Annotated in this window: 14 protein-coding genes and 1 tRNA gene; 4 read left to right on the top strand and 11 right to left on the bottom strand. The window is 65.6% G+C overall.

Annotation, left to right across the window (positions count from 1 at the left end):
* Nucleotides 1-74: 74 nt before the first annotated feature.
* Nucleotides 75-1178 (top strand): PilT/PilU family type 4a pilus ATPase, encoded by a 1104-nt coding sequence (locus ACW7G1_RS02850; RefSeq protein WP_456978251.1) that lies wholly within the window; start codon nucleotides 75-77, stop codon nucleotides 1176-1178.
* A 292-nt stretch (nucleotides 1179-1470) separates the two neighbouring features.
* On the opposite strand, the gene maiA is transcribed toward ACW7G1_RS02850, so the two are convergent.
* From maiA to rplM, 5 genes are all read right to left on the bottom strand, one after another.
* Complete coding sequence (maiA, locus tag ACW7G1_RS02845; protein ID WP_456978250.1) at nucleotides 1471-2136, bottom strand: maleylacetoacetate isomerase; 666 nt, start codon at nucleotides 2134-2136, stop codon at nucleotides 1471-1473.
* A 135-nt stretch (nucleotides 2137-2271) separates the two neighbouring features.
* Nucleotides 2272-3258: a fumarylacetoacetate hydrolase family protein gene (locus ACW7G1_RS02840; RefSeq protein WP_456978249.1), complete on the bottom strand. Its 987-nt coding sequence runs from the start codon at nucleotides 3256-3258 to the stop codon at nucleotides 2272-2274.
* A 103-nt stretch (nucleotides 3259-3361) separates the two neighbouring features.
* Nucleotides 3362-3436: transfer RNA gene (locus tag ACW7G1_RS02835), tRNA-Gln, on the bottom strand.
* Between the two features lie 25 nt (nucleotides 3437-3461).
* A complete protein-coding gene (rpsI, locus tag ACW7G1_RS02830) occupies nucleotides 3462-3854 on the bottom strand; it encodes a 30S ribosomal protein S9 (RefSeq protein ID WP_456978248.1) in 393 nt (130 codons plus the stop codon).
* 10 nt (nucleotides 3855-3864) lie between these two features.
* Nucleotides 3865-4293 carry a 50S ribosomal protein L13 gene (gene rplM / locus ACW7G1_RS02825; RefSeq protein WP_456962456.1) on the bottom strand — a complete coding sequence of 143 codons (429 nt, stop codon included), beginning with the start codon at nucleotides 4291-4293 and terminating at the stop codon, nucleotides 3865-3867.
* Between the two features lie 199 nt (nucleotides 4294-4492).
* Between rplM and ACW7G1_RS02820 the strand changes: the two genes are divergently transcribed.
* Together ACW7G1_RS02820 and coq7 are read left to right on the top strand one after the other, a co-directional pair.
* On the top strand, nucleotides 4493-5866 hold the full coding sequence (locus tag ACW7G1_RS02820) for a (Fe-S)-binding protein (RefSeq protein WP_456978247.1): 1374 nt from the start codon (nucleotides 4493-4495) through the stop codon (nucleotides 5864-5866).
* A gap of 131 nt (nucleotides 5867-5997) precedes the next feature.
* Nucleotides 5998-6639, top strand: coding sequence for a 2-polyprenyl-3-methyl-6-methoxy-1,4-benzoquinone monooxygenase (gene coq7 / locus ACW7G1_RS02815; protein ID WP_456978246.1), 642 nt, complete (start codon nucleotides 5998-6000; stop codon nucleotides 6637-6639).
* A 66-nt stretch (nucleotides 6640-6705) separates the two neighbouring features.
* Here the strand turns inward: coq7 and speD are convergent, their stop codons facing one another.
* Nucleotides 6706-7497: an adenosylmethionine decarboxylase gene (speD, locus tag ACW7G1_RS02810; protein WP_456963025.1), complete on the bottom strand. Its 792-nt coding sequence runs from the start codon at nucleotides 7495-7497 to the stop codon at nucleotides 6706-6708.
* Nucleotides 7498-7676: 179 nt separating this feature from the next.
* On the opposite strand from speD, the gene crp reads away from it, so the two are divergent.
* A complete protein-coding gene (crp, locus tag ACW7G1_RS02805; RefSeq protein WP_456978244.1) occupies nucleotides 7677-8366 on the top strand; it encodes a cAMP-activated global transcriptional regulator CRP in 690 nt (229 codons plus the stop codon).
* Between the two features lie 8 nt (nucleotides 8367-8374).
* Here the strand turns inward: crp and ACW7G1_RS02800 are convergent, their stop codons facing one another.
* The 5 genes from ACW7G1_RS02800 to trpE all read right to left on the bottom strand — a co-directional run bounded on the left by ACW7G1_RS02800 (nucleotide 8375) and on the right by trpE (nucleotide 13229).
* On the bottom strand, nucleotides 8375-9139 hold the full coding sequence (locus tag ACW7G1_RS02800; RefSeq protein ID WP_456978243.1) for a haloacid dehalogenase-like hydrolase: 765 nt from the start codon (nucleotides 9137-9139) through the stop codon (nucleotides 8375-8377).
* Nucleotides 9136-9927 (bottom strand): indole-3-glycerol phosphate synthase TrpC, encoded by a 792-nt coding sequence (gene trpC / locus ACW7G1_RS02795; protein ID WP_456978242.1) that lies wholly within the window; start codon nucleotides 9925-9927, stop codon nucleotides 9136-9138. The genes ACW7G1_RS02800 and trpC overlap by 4 nt, the downstream gene beginning before the upstream one ends.
* A gap of 119 nt (nucleotides 9928-10046) precedes the next feature.
* On the bottom strand, nucleotides 10047-11081 hold the full coding sequence (gene trpD, locus ACW7G1_RS02790) for an anthranilate phosphoribosyltransferase (protein WP_456978241.1): 1035 nt from the start codon (nucleotides 11079-11081) through the stop codon (nucleotides 10047-10049).
* Between the two features lie 5 nt (nucleotides 11082-11086).
* The gene (locus ACW7G1_RS02785; protein WP_456978240.1) at nucleotides 11087-11665 is read right to left on the bottom strand and encodes an anthranilate synthase component II; all 579 of its coding nucleotides are present in this window, start codon (nucleotides 11663-11665) and stop codon (nucleotides 11087-11089) included.
* A 1-nt stretch (nucleotide 11666) separates the two neighbouring features.
* Nucleotides 11667-13229, bottom strand: coding sequence for an anthranilate synthase component I (gene trpE / locus ACW7G1_RS02780; protein ID WP_456978239.1), 1563 nt, complete (start codon nucleotides 13227-13229; stop codon nucleotides 11667-11669).
* Between the last annotated feature and the right edge of the window lie 145 nt (nucleotides 13230-13374).

The following is a 13374-nucleotide window of genomic DNA, read 5'->3' as shown; positions in this document are numbered from 1 at the left end:
GTCTGTCGCGGGTCATTGTGATCAGGCCTGCGCGTGGGATGCAACAATACGCCAGGTAAACGGGGAGTGCGTGCATGGACATCGGCTATTTTCTGAAGCTGATGACGGAGAAGAATGCGTCGGATATGTTCTTGAGCACCGGCGCGCCGGTGTACATCAAGATCGAAGGACGGCTTCATCCGTTGGGCAATACCGGCTTGCCATCGGGGCTGGTCAAGAAGATCGCCTACTCGCTGATGGGCGAGGGCCAGGTGCCCCAGTTCGAGCGCGAGCTGGAGCTGAACATGGCCTATGCGCTGCCCGACACGGGCCGTTTCCGCATCAACGTGTTCAAGCAGCGTGGCGAGGTCGGCATGGTGATCCGCGCGATCCGCAGCGTGATTCCGTCGATCGAGGAGCTGCAGCTGCCGCAGGTGCTCAAGAACATCATCCTGGAGCCACGTGGGCTGGTGCTGATCGTAGGTTCCACCGGCTCGGGCAAGTCGACCACGCTGGCGTCGATGATCGACCACCGCAACAGCAACGTCTCCGGCCATATCCTCACCATCGAGGATCCGATCGAGTACCTGCATCGGCACAAGCGCTCACTGGTCAACCAGCGCGAGGTGGGTCTGGATACCCATGATTTCCAGAGCGCACTGAAAAACGCGATGCGCGAGGCGCCCGATGTGATCCTGATCGGCGAGATCCTCGACCAGACCACCATGGAGGCGGCGATCTCCTTCGCGGAGACGGGGCATCTATGCTTGGCCACGCTGCACTCCAACAACGCCGACCAGACGATCGAGCGCATCCTCAACTTCTTCCCCGAGGGCGCGCACAAGAACGTTCTGATGAACCTCGCCTTGAACCTCAAGGCCGTGGTTTCCCAGCGGTTGGTGATCGGCACCGATGGGCGCCGACTGCCCGCGGCCGAGGTGCTGATCAACACGCCGCACATCCGCGACCTGATGCGTCGCGGCCAGGTCCACGAGATCAAGCAGGCGATGGAGGAGTCGCTGGAGGCCGGCATGGAGAGCTTCGACCAGTGCCTGTTCCGGCTGCAGAAGTCGGGCCTGATCGACTTGGAGGAAGCGTTGCAGGCCGCCGATTCACGCGACGGCCTGGCGCTGAAGTTCCGCCTGTCGGAAGGCGCTGGCGAGGAACACGACCCGTACGCCGAGGTGTTTTCCAGCTAGGGGGGGCGTAGCTGCCGTTATCTCCGGTAACGGTTCGTCATCCCTGCGGGTCGTCATCCCCGCAACCGTCGTCACCCCATAACGTCATCCCCGCGAAGGCGGGGATCCATGGACTTTGACCCGTCAAGCACGAACGTCCATGGATTCCCGCCTTCGCGGGAATGACAGGGCCTTGGAATGGCGGGGCCTTGGAATGGCGGGGCCTTGGAATGACGGGGTCTTGGGACGACGGGCCTTGGAGCTGCGGGGGCCTTGGAATGCCGGGGAGGTGCTGCTGCCGGCCGCCGCCGGCTCAGTTCGGCTGCGGGGCGTCGGGCTGCAATTCCGGGCGCGCCCGGTCGAATGCGGGCAACGCCAGGCAGGCCTTGTCGATCCGGGCGATGGTCGGGAACTGGCTGACATCCACGCCAAACCGCCGTGCGTTGTAGACCTGCGGGATCAGGCAGCAATCGGCCATGCCGGGGATGTCGCCTTCGCAGAACTCACCTGTGGCTGGATGGTCATTCAACATGGCCTCGATCGCGGAAAATCCGTCGACGACCCAATGCCTTACCCACTCGTCGCGCTCGGGTGGTGGCACGTTCCAGGTCCGGTCGAAGTACTGCAGTACCCGCAGGTTGTTGAGCGGATGGATATCGCAGGCCACCGCGTGGGCGATCGCGCGCACGCGCTGGCGGTCGCGGCTGCCGGCGGGCAACAGGCCCGGTGCCGGCCAGGTCTCATCGAGATATTCAAGGATGGCGACCGACTGGCGCAGGACCCGGTCACCGTGCATCAGCACCGGCACCAGCTCCTGCGGGTTGAGCTGGCGATAGCTGTCCGTGTGTTGCTGGCCGCCATCGCGAACCAGATGCACCGGCACGGTTTCGTATACCAGGCCCTTGAGGTTCAGCCCGATACGCACGCGGTAGGCGGCGCTGGAGCGCCAGTAGGAATACAGCTGTAGTTGATCCGCCATTTCTTCCCCACCTCGCATCGTCGACATCCCTGCTGCTGCGCCCTGGTTGAGCCTGCGCTGCTTGATTGCGCGCGCCGACCGCCTGACGGCCTGCGCGTTGCGCACCGGCCGAAAGAACCGGCGCGCGACCGCCGGTCAGCCGTCGTAGCGCTCGATACGTTGATCGATCGCACCAAAGATACTGTCACCGTTGGCATCCAGCATCTCGATGCGAACCGTATCACCGAAGCTCATGAATGGCGTAGTCGGCTTGCCATCGCGCAGGGTCTCCACCGTGCGCAGCTCGGCAAAGCACGATGCACCCAGGCTGGTGTCCTCGTTGGCGATGGTGCCCGAGCCGACAATCGCACCGGCGCAAAGTGGCCGGGTCCGGGCCGCATGGGCGACCAGCTGGCCGAAGTTGAACTGCATGTCGACACCGGCCAACGGCGCACCAAACCACTTGCCGTTGACGTGGGTCAGCATCGGCAGATGCAGCTTGCTGTCGCGCCAGTTGTCGCCCAGCTCGTCGGGGGTCACCAGCACCGGGCTCAGCGTCGAGCGCGGCTTGGATTGCAGGAAGCCGAAGCCCTTGGCCAGCTCACCCGGGATCAGGTTGCGCAGCGAGACGTCATTGATCAGGCCGATCAACTGGATGTGCCCGGCCGCCCGCTCCGGCGTCACCGCCATCGGCACGTCGTCGGTGACCACCACCAGTTCGGCTTCCAGGTCGATGCCGTGCTCCTCGCTGGGAACCCGCACCGGATCGCGCGGGCCGAGGAAGCCGGCGCTCACGCCCTGGTACATCAGCGGGTCGGTGTAGAAGCTCTCGGGCACCTCCGCTCCACGCGCCCGGCGCACGCGCTCCACGTGCGGCAGGTAGGCGCTGCCATCGACGAACTCGTAGGCGCGCGGCATCGGCGCCGCCAACTGGGCCGTGTCCAACTCGAACGCGGCCTCTGCATTGCCGGCGTTCAACGCCTCCGACAGCGCGCTCAGGCGCGGGGCGATGTTGCTCCAGTCTTCAAGGGCGCGCTGCAGGGTGTCGGCAATTCCGGTCGCACGAACCGCGTGCTTGAGATCGCGCGAAACCACCACCAGGGTGCCGTCACGACCGCCTTCTTTCAGCGAACCAAGCTTCATCGGGATCTCCTTGAGTGCAGCGCCTGCGCGCGATGGTTTCAATTGTAACCGCCTTCACCGGGCAACAAAAAACCCGCCGGCGAAGGCGGGTTTTTTGTTGGTATGGCAGCCCCGGATGGATTCGAACCACCGAATGTCTGCGTCAGAGGCAGATGCCTTACCGCTTGGCGACGGGGCTATGAAGCAGATTGTAACGCTAAAAACTAACGCTTGGAGAACTGGGTCGCACGGCGGGCCTTGTGCAGACCAACCTTCTTGCGCTCGACTTCGCGTGCGTCGCGGGTCATGAAACCGGCCTTGCGCAGCTCGGACTTCAACGACTCGTCGTACTCGACCAGCGCACGGGAGATGCCCAGGCGGATCGCGCCGGCCTGGCCGGTGGTGCCGCCGCCGGCAACGGTGACGTTGACGTCGAACTTGTCGATCGACTGGGTCAGCTCGAGCGGCTGGCGCACGATCATGCGCGCCGTCTCACGACCGAAGAACTCCTCGATCGTGCGCTTGTTGATGGTGATGTTGCCCTCGCCCTTGCGCAGGTACACGCGGGCGGTGGAGGACTTGCGGCGGCCGGTGCCGTAATTCTGCTGGATTGCCATATCGGTGCCCTTAGATATCCAGCGGCTGCGGCTGCTGGGCGGTGTGCGGATGCTCGGGGCCTGCATAGACCTTGAGCTTGCGGTACATGGCGCGGCCGAGGGGATTCTTCGGCAGCATGCCCTTGACCGCGATCTCGATGACGCGCTCGGGATGGCGCTCAAGCGCCTGGGCGAGGGTCTCGGTCTTCAGGTTGCCGATGTAGCCGGTGAACCGGTGGTACTTCTTGTCGGCCAGCTTGTTGCCGGTGACCACGATCTTCTCGGCGTTGATGACTACCAGGTAGTCGCCGGTATCGACGTGCGGGGTGTACACCGGCTTGTGCTTGCCGCGCAGGCGGTGGGCCAGTTCAGCGGACAGGCGGCCGAGGGTCTTGCCGGCGGCGTCGACCAGGTACCAGTCGCGCTGGACGGTCTCGTTCTTGGCGGTAAAGGTCTTCATGGCTATATCTATAGGTACCTGGTCGGGCTGATTCCGGCGGTCGACTGCGTAGGCGGTCAACGACAGGTCCGGAATTTCGCCACGCGTTGGAGTGCGGAATTCTCGCCTCGCACCTAAGTGCGGAACGAAAGAGGCGGAATGATAGCGGGACCGGCGGCGCACCGCAAGTCGCCGGACCGCCCATGTTAGCATCACCGTCATGCTCGCTGCCAACCGTCCGCCTGCCGTCGACCCGTTGGTAGCGTTGGCCGACCGTTGCGTGCAATGCGGGCTGTGCCTGCCGGTTTGCCCGACTTATGCACGCGATCGACTGGAGGCGGAATCCCCGCGCGGCCGCATCGCACTGGTACGCGCCTGGGCGCTGGAAACCATCGAGCCGGGCGCGACCGGCGACGACCACCTTGACCACTGCCTGGCGTGCCGCGCCTGCGAGGCGGTGTGCCCGGCGGGCGTGGAGTATGGCGCGCTGCTGGTCACCGCGCGCGGACGCCAGCGCCAGCGACGCGGCGCCAACCTGTTGCAGCGCCTGCTGGAAGCACTTACCGCACGGCCGCGCCTGCTGACCGGCCTGCTCGGCATGTATCGGCGCATCCATCGCCTGCTTCCGACCGGACTGCGGGTATTGCCACGTCCGCCACGCCCCGATCCATCCACCACCAATCCACCCACCGCGGCGTCCGTCGCCTCGTCGATCGATGACCCAGCTGGCACGCAATCAGTACGGCCTGTGCCTGACCGACATGCGGCTGCCGGATGGCTCGAGCCTGGATCTGATCGCGGAGATCGCCAACACCCCGGCGCCCACGCTCCTGTCGCCGTGTTCGTCGGCTGTGTTGCCAATGCGTATGAAGCGGATGTCCGTGCCGCGCTGGGCCGACTATGCGCGGCGCTGTCGATCGACCTGGTGACGCCTGCGGGGCAGACATGCTGCGGCGCGATCCATGCCCACGCCGGCAACCTCGCCCAGGCGTCGCGACTGTCGGCCATCAACCACACTGCCTTCGCCGGCTACCCGCGGGTGCTCACACTGGCCAGCGGCTGCCACGAATCGGTGGCCGGCGCGCTGGACGGGACGGCCGTGGATGCGCTGGCTTTCCTGGACGAGCACCGGGAACGGTTGACGTTTGCCGAGCGCCGAGAACGCATCGGCCTGCACCTGCCCTGCACCCAGCGCAACGTGGTCGGCACCGTGCCCGCGCTGCGACGCTTGCTGGCCCGGGTGCCGGGGCTGGTGGTGGTCGAGCTCGACGCCGGCTACGGCTGTTGCGGCGCGGCCGGCAGCCAGATGCTGACCGACCCCGACCGCGCCGCTTCGTACCGCCAGCCGCTGCTGGCCCAATTGGCCGCCAGTGGCGCCACGCGCCTGCTCAGCGCCAACATCGGTTGCCGGCTGCACCTGGCCGGCGGCACCGCCCTGGAGGTGCAGCATCCGTTGGCGTTCCTTGCCGACGCGTTGGTTGTGCCGGGCGATGTCACGACCTCAAACATTAGCGTGATATCGCGCAACAAACGCTCATCCGTCATTCCCGCGCAGGGGGAATCCATCGCGCTGACAACCTCGCCCTGGAAATGAAACATCGTCATCCCCGCGCAGGCGGGGATCCATGGACTTTGCACTTCAATGGGCTAACGTCCATGGATTCCCGCCTGCGCGGGAATGACGGGCAAAAAGCCCCCACAGCTCGCTCGACTGGAATCGACCGCATGAACGCACGCCGCCTGACCGCCATTGATCGCTTTATCGACGACACCCAGCGCGCGCTGGAAACCGTGTTCGGTGCGCCGCCGGCGATGCGGCCCAACCCGGGTGCCGGCGAACCGGAAGTCGTGCTGGACGATGCCCAGCGTCGCCATGCCGCCGGACTGATGCGGGTCAACCACGTCGGCGAGGTCTGCGCGCAGGCACTGTATTGCGGCCAGGCGGCCGTGGCCCGCGATCCCGCCACGCGGGCGCACCTGTTGGAAGCGGCGCAGGAAGAAACCGATCATCTGGCCTGGTGCGGTGACCGCCTGCGCGAGCTCGACGACCGTCCCAGCCTGCTCAACCCGCTGTGGTACGGCGGCAGTTACGCCATCGGCGTACTGGCCGGCTTGCGCGGCGATGGCTGGAACCTGGGCTTCGTGGTCGAGACCGAGCGCCAGGTCGAGGCGCATATCGACGAGCACCTGCAATCGCTGCCGCCTGAAGACGCCCGCAGCCGCGCCATCCTGGAGGTGATGAAGGCCGACGAAGCCCGTCACGCCGACAACGCCGAAGCCGCCGGCGCGCGAATCCTGCCGCCGCCGATCCCGAGCATCATGGCCGCCGCATCCAAGGTAATGAAGACGATCGCCTACCGGATCTGAACCGCATCAACGCAAAAGGGCCGGCAGTGCCGACCCTTCGCTTGGTACACGCGTGGTTCCAACGGATCAATCGACCAGGTTGCGCCCGTGGTACAGCTCTTCGATCTCGCGCTTGAGCCGCGCCTCGATCTTCATGCGCTCCTTGAATGACAGGTTGCGCGCCTTCTCCTCGAACAGGTACTGATCAAGGTCGAAGTCCTTCAGATGCATCTTGGTGTGGAAGATATTTTCCTGATAAACGTTCACGTCGAGCATCTCGTAGCGCGACTTGATGTTCTTGGCCAGGTAGTCCTGGATCGAATTGATCCGGTGGTCGATGTAGTGCTTCTTGCCCTTGATGTCGCGGGTGAAGCCGCGCACCCGGTAGTCCATCACCACGATGTCCGACTCCAGGCTCTCGATCAGGTAGTTCAACGCCTTCAGCGGCGAGATCACCCCACAGGTCGCCACGTCGATGTCGGCACGGAAGGTCGCGATGCCGTTGTCGGGATGCGTCTCCGGATACGTGTGCACGGTGATGTGCGACTTGTCCATGTGCGCGACCACCGCCTCGGAGATCACGCCCTTGGCATCGGACTTGTCGACCACCGGCTCCTCGGAGATCAGGATCGTCACCGACGCGCCCTGCGGGTCGTAGTCCTGACGCGCGATGTTGAGGATGTTGGCACCGATGATGTCCGCCACATCCGTCAGGATCTGGGTCAGGCGATCGGCGTTGTATTCCTCGTCGATGTACTCGATGTAGCGCTGCCGCTCCTCCTCGGAGGCGGCAAAGCTGACGTCATAGATGTTGAACGAGAGCGCTTTGGTGAGGTTGTTGAAACCCTGCAACCTCAGGCGCGGCAACGGCTTGACCACTATGCATGACCCGGACACGACAGGAACGGCGGATTATGCGGCAATTGTCTCCGCGTTGAAACGCAGCCGGCCCGGCAGCCAGCCCCGATTCACCCGGCCGAGCTGCCAATTTGCGTCAAGGTTTGCTACTTAGCGCCAGTTCATCCTAAGCTCCGGTTGATAATCTGAACCCAACTGACATGTCAGCCAACCCGGTAGACCCTGTGACTGCATTGCGCCGAACCCATAGCCCGTTGACTCCCGATGGCGCGACCATCGAACGCTTCCTCGCCCACTGCCACCGCCGACGCTATCCGTCACGAACGGATGTATTCCGTCCCGGCGACCCGGCCAGCACGCTGTATTACATCGTCTCCGGCTCGGTCAGCATCATCACCGAGGAAGACGACGACCGCGAGTTGGTGCTGGGGTACTTCGGTCCCGGCGAGTTCGTTGGTGAGCTGGGATTGTTCGTCGAGAGCGATCGGCGCGAAGTGATCCTGCGCACCCGCACGCCCTGCGAGCTGGCGGAAATCGGCCACGAGCGCGTCTACGACCTGCTGCTGTCACGACTGGCTCCCGACGCACCAAAACTGCTGTACGCGATCGCATCGCAGATCTCCCAGCGCTTGCTCGATACCAGCAGGAAGGCCGGCAGCCTGGCATTCCTCGACGTCACCGACCGCATCGTCCGCGCCCTGCACGACCTGGCGAAGGAACCCGAGGCGATGACGCACCCCGACGGCACCCAGCTACGCGTGTCCCGCCAGGAGCTTTCGCGCCTGGTGGGTTGCTCGCGCGAGATGGCCGGCCGGGTGCTGAAGAAGCTGCAGATCGACGGCAAGTTGCATGCACGCGGCAAGACCGTGGTCCTGTACGGCACGCGCTGACGCCGGTCTTACGGCAACGCCGCGTCGCGCGGCGGAACCGGATCGCCGCCGCGGTCCGCGCAACCCCAGTTGAGGATCGGCGTACCGGCCGTTAGCACCTGGCGGAACATCGCCACCCGGCTCTGCTTGGGGTTCACCACGACGGGGCTTTGCGCGGCCTTGAGCAGCGGCAGGTCGGCGCTGCTGTCGGAATAGGCGATCGCGACGGGCGCGGTAAACCCCGCCTCGCGCAGCATCGTCATCTTCATTTCCGAATGGCAATGGCGCTTGGCACCGATTCCTCCCAGCCGCGGACCGACCAGGGTGCCGACCACCGGCAGGTCCTGGTGGGCGACGAAGGCGAGGATCGCGCGGGCCAGCTCCGGCGGCGCGCCCGTGGCAATCACCACCTGGTCGCCCGCCGTGCGGTGCGCCTGCAACACGTCCAGCGCGACCGGCAACAGCCGCGCCTGCAGTTGCGCGGCATGGATCTGGACGTAGCGATCGATTTCGATGTCGAGGTCGCGACGCCGGTGCAGGCCGACCGTTCCGGCCCAGACAAAGCCGGAAATCCCGACCCGGCGCGTTGGCAGCAGCGCGACCATCGGCCCGAACACTGGTGCGATCAGCGCCGCCAAGGCGATCCGCCACCAGTCGCGCATGATCAGCCAGCGGAACAGATGGCCGCCGGAATCCCCGTCGTAAAGCGTGTGGTCGAAATCGAACACCACCAGTGGCGCGTCCTCGCGGCCGCCGGGAGTCGCGGCGTGCGGCGCGGGACGGGCGAGGGTCACGGCGCGAACATCCGTTGCAGGGCCGCACCCGGGTCGCGCTCGCGCATGAACGACTCGCCGATCAGGAAGGTGTGGATGCCGGCGCCGCGCAACCGCGCCACGTCGTCGCGGCTGGCGATGCCGCTCTCGGTGACCATGGTCCGGTCCGGCGGCACCATGTCCTTCAGTTGCAGCGAGGTGTCCAGCGACACCTCGAACGTGCGCAGGTCCCGGTTGTTGACGCCAATCAACTCGCAATCGGCCTGCAGCGCGCGCTCAAGCTCGTCGATGTCGTGGACTTCGACCAGCACGTCCATATCCAGCTCGTGGGCGAGGTTGGCCATCTCCACCAGCGGCCCGTCCTCCAGCGCGGCGACAATCAGCAGGATGCAGTCGGCACCGATCATGCGCGCCTCATAGACCTGGTACGGGTCGACGATGAAGTCCTTGCGCAGCACCGGCAGGGCGCAGGCGTCGCGCGCTTCGCCGAGGTAGCGGTTGCTGCCCTGGAAGAAATCGACGTCGGTGAGGACGGACAAACAGGCAGCACCGCCTGCTTCGTAGCTGCGGGCAATCGCAGCGGGATCAAAATCCTTGCGGATCAGGCCTTTGGACGGGCTGGCTTTCTTGACCTCGGCGATCACCGCTGCCTCCCCCGCCTCGTGCTTGCGCCGTATCGCATCGACGAAGCCTCGCGTCGGCGGCTGGTTGGCGGCGCGCGCGCGGACGCTGTCGAGCGCGCGGATCTGGCTGCGCTGGAGGATCTCTTCATGCTTGCGGGCGAGGATTTTTTGCAGGATGTCGGTCATTGCGTGTTGCTGGCTCCGGTGCTGCTGTCACGCCTGCGTGGGTGGGAGGCCGCGCGGACGTCCATGGATTCCCGCCTTCGCGGGAATGACGGTGTGGGGGTGGGAATGGCGATGCGGTCTTATTGTCCCGCGAGTTCGCGAGTGGTGGTCACGAACTCGTCCAACTTGGCGCGCGCGGCGCCGGACGCGATCGCCTGACGTGCGAGTGCAATGCCGTCGCCGATGCTCTCGGCGACGCCGGCGACATACAGCGCCGCGCCGGCGTTCAGGGCGACGATCTCACGCGGCAGGCCATCGACGTTGTCCAGCGCCTGCAACAACATGTCCTTCGACTCGGTCGGGTTGGCGACCTGCAGGTTGCGGCTGGCCGCCATCGCGATGCCGTAATCCTCGGGGTGCACCTCGTACTCGCGCACCTCACCGTCGCGCAATTCGCCCACCAGCGAGCCGGCGCCGAGTGACAGTTCGTCCATGCCGTCGCGACCCCACACCACCAATGCCCGCTTCGCACCCATTTTCTTCAGCACCCGGACCTGGATGCCGACCAGGTCGGGGTGGAACACGCCCATCAGGATGTTCGGTGCATTGGCCGGATTGGTCAGCGGGCCGAGGATGTTGAACAACGTACGCACGCCCATCTCGCGACGCACCGGCGCGACCACCTTCATTGCCGGGTGGTGCAGCGGCGCGTACATGAAGCCGATGCCGGTGCGCTCGATGCATTGCGCCACCTGCGCGGGCTGCAACTCGATCGCCGCGCCCAGCGCTTCAAACGCATCCGCGCTGCCGGACTTGGACGACACGCTGCGGCCCCCGTGCTTGGCCACCCGGCCACCGGCGGCGGCGATCACGAAGCTGCTGGCGGTGGAGATGTTGAAGGTGTTGGCACCGTCGCCGCCGGTGCCGACGATGTCGATCAGGCGGGTGCGGTCGGCGACCTCGACCGGCAGCGCGAACTCACGCATTACCTGCGCGGCGCCGGCGATCTCACCGACGGTTTCCTTCTTCACCCGCAGCCCGGTGATGATCGCCGCGGTCATCAGTGGAGACACTTCGCCGCGCATGATCGCGCGCATCAGATCGACCATCTCGTCATGGAAGATTTCGCGATGCTCGATCACGCGCTGCAGGGCTTCTTGCGGGGTAATCGGCATGACGCTCAACGCTCCAGGAAATTCTTCAACAACGCGTGGCCGTGCTCGGTCAGGATCGACTCGGGATGGAACTGCACGCCCTCGACCGGATGCTCGCGGTGGCGCAGGCCCATGATTTCATCGAAGCTGCCGTCCGCTTGATCGGTCCAGGCGGTGATCTCAAGACAGGCCGGCAGTGTCTCGCGCGAGACCACCAGTGAGTGATATCGGGTGGCTTCATAGGCATCCGGCAGGCCGGCGAACACGCCCTTGCCCTCGTGCCGGATGCGCGAGGTCTTGCCGTGCATGATCGTCTTGGCCCGCACCACGTCGCCGCCGTAACACTGGCCCAGTGACTGGTGGCCCAGGCACACACCCAGGATCGGCGTACCCGGGCCGAGCTGGCGGATCAGATCGACCGACACCCCGGCCTCGTTGGGGGTGCAGGGGCCCGGCGAGATCACGATGCGCTCCGGCGCCAGCGCCGCGATCTGCGGCACCGACAGCTCGTCGTTGCGGATCACCTTGACCTCGGCCCCCAGCGTTTGCAGGTACTGCACGATGTTCCAGGTGAAGCTGTCGTAGTTGTCGATCATCAGCAGCACGTCAAAGCCCTCGCGCCGCTTCGGCTACAGCGCGGAACAATGCCCGGCCCTTGCTCATGGTTTCTTCCCATTCCTTCTGCGGATCCGAGTCGTACACGATGCCGGCGCCGGCCTGCACGTGCAGTTTGCCGTCCTGAATCACCGCGGTGCGGATCGCGATGGCGGTGTCGGCGTCGCCGTGCCAGCCCAGGTAGCCGATGGAGCCGGCGTAGACATTGCGCTTGATCGGCTCCAGCTCGCGGATCACTTCCAGCGCGCGGATCTTCGGTGCGCCGGAGACGGTGCCGGCCGGGAAGGTCGCGCGCAGCACATCGGCGTAGCTCAGGCCCGGCTTCAACGTGCCGGTGACCTCGCTGACGATGTGCATGACGTGGCTGTAGCGCTCGATCACGAACTGCTCGCCGACCTCGACCGTGCCCGGCTGGCTGACCTTGCCGACATCGTTGCGGCCCAGGTCGATCAGCATCAGGTGCTCGGCGCGCTCCTTCGGGTCGGCCAACAGCTCGGCCTCCAGTGCGTCGTCCTCGGCCGGCGTGGCGCCACGCGGGCGGGTGCCGGCGATCGGGCGCACGGTGACCATGCCCTGCCCGGCAGCGTCGTACTGCAACCGCACCAGGATCTCCGGTGAGGAGCCGACCACCTGCATGTCACCCACATCCAGGAAGTACATATACGGCGACGGGTTCAGCGCCCTCAATGCCCGGTAGACGTCCACCGGTCGGGCCTTGAATGGCACGCTCAGGCGCTGGCTCAGCACCACCTGGAAGATGTCGCCGTCGCGGATGTATTGCTTGGATTTCTCGACCGCCTTGATGAAGCCGTCGCGGGTGAAGCCGGAGACGAAATCGGCCTCGTCCAGGCCATTGGGGTCCAGGGTTTCCGGGTACGCCGCGCCGCTGCTGCGCAAGCGGTGGACCAACTGGTCCAGCCGGCGGTTGGCACGTGCGCACGCCTGTGGCTCGCCCGGGTCGGCGTGGACGATCAGGTACAGCCGGCCCTTGAGGTTGTCGAACACCGCGACCTCCTCGCTAAGCATCAGCAGGATGTCGGGGGTGCCCAGCTCGTCCACCGGGCCATCGTCCACGGGAGCGCCGTCGGGCATCTGGGCGGCACCGGGCTGCGAACCGGCCAGGCGTGGCTCGATGTACTGGATGCATTCGAAGCCGAACCAGCCGACCAGACCGCCGGTGAAACCCGGCAGGCCGTCGATCTTCGGCACCGTGTATTGGGTACGCAGGCGCTCGACCTCGGCGAACGGATCGGCGACCTCGCGCGCCTCGACCAGCTCGCCGTGCTCGGTGACGTACAGGGTGTGGCCGGCGAACGCGTACACGCGGGTCGCCGGCAGGCCGATGATCGAGTAACGACCGAAGCGTTCGCCGCCCTCGACCGATTCGAACAGGTAGGTGTGCGGGCCGTCGGCGAGTTTCAGGTACACCGACAGCGGGGTGTCGAGGTCGGAAAACACCTCGCGCACCACCGGGATGCGGGTGTAGCCGTCGGCAGCATGCCGGGCGAACTGGTCAGAAGATTTATCGGGCGTGGACGGGTCGTGCGAAGTCATGGGGCATTTCCTGGAGATGCGACGGGACGGGGACGATGGCGGCACGCCACCATCGCCAACCGGTGTCGGCATTGCAGGAAATCGGGTTTGCCCGGAAATTCATGGGCGTACTTTAGCTGCTTCGTCGCAACTACGCGACGGGTGG

The organism is Lysobacter sp. A378, from assembly GCF_054052125.1.
The sequence above is the reverse complement of the archived record's forward strand: the minus strand, read 5'-3'. Positions and strand labels throughout refer to the sequence as shown.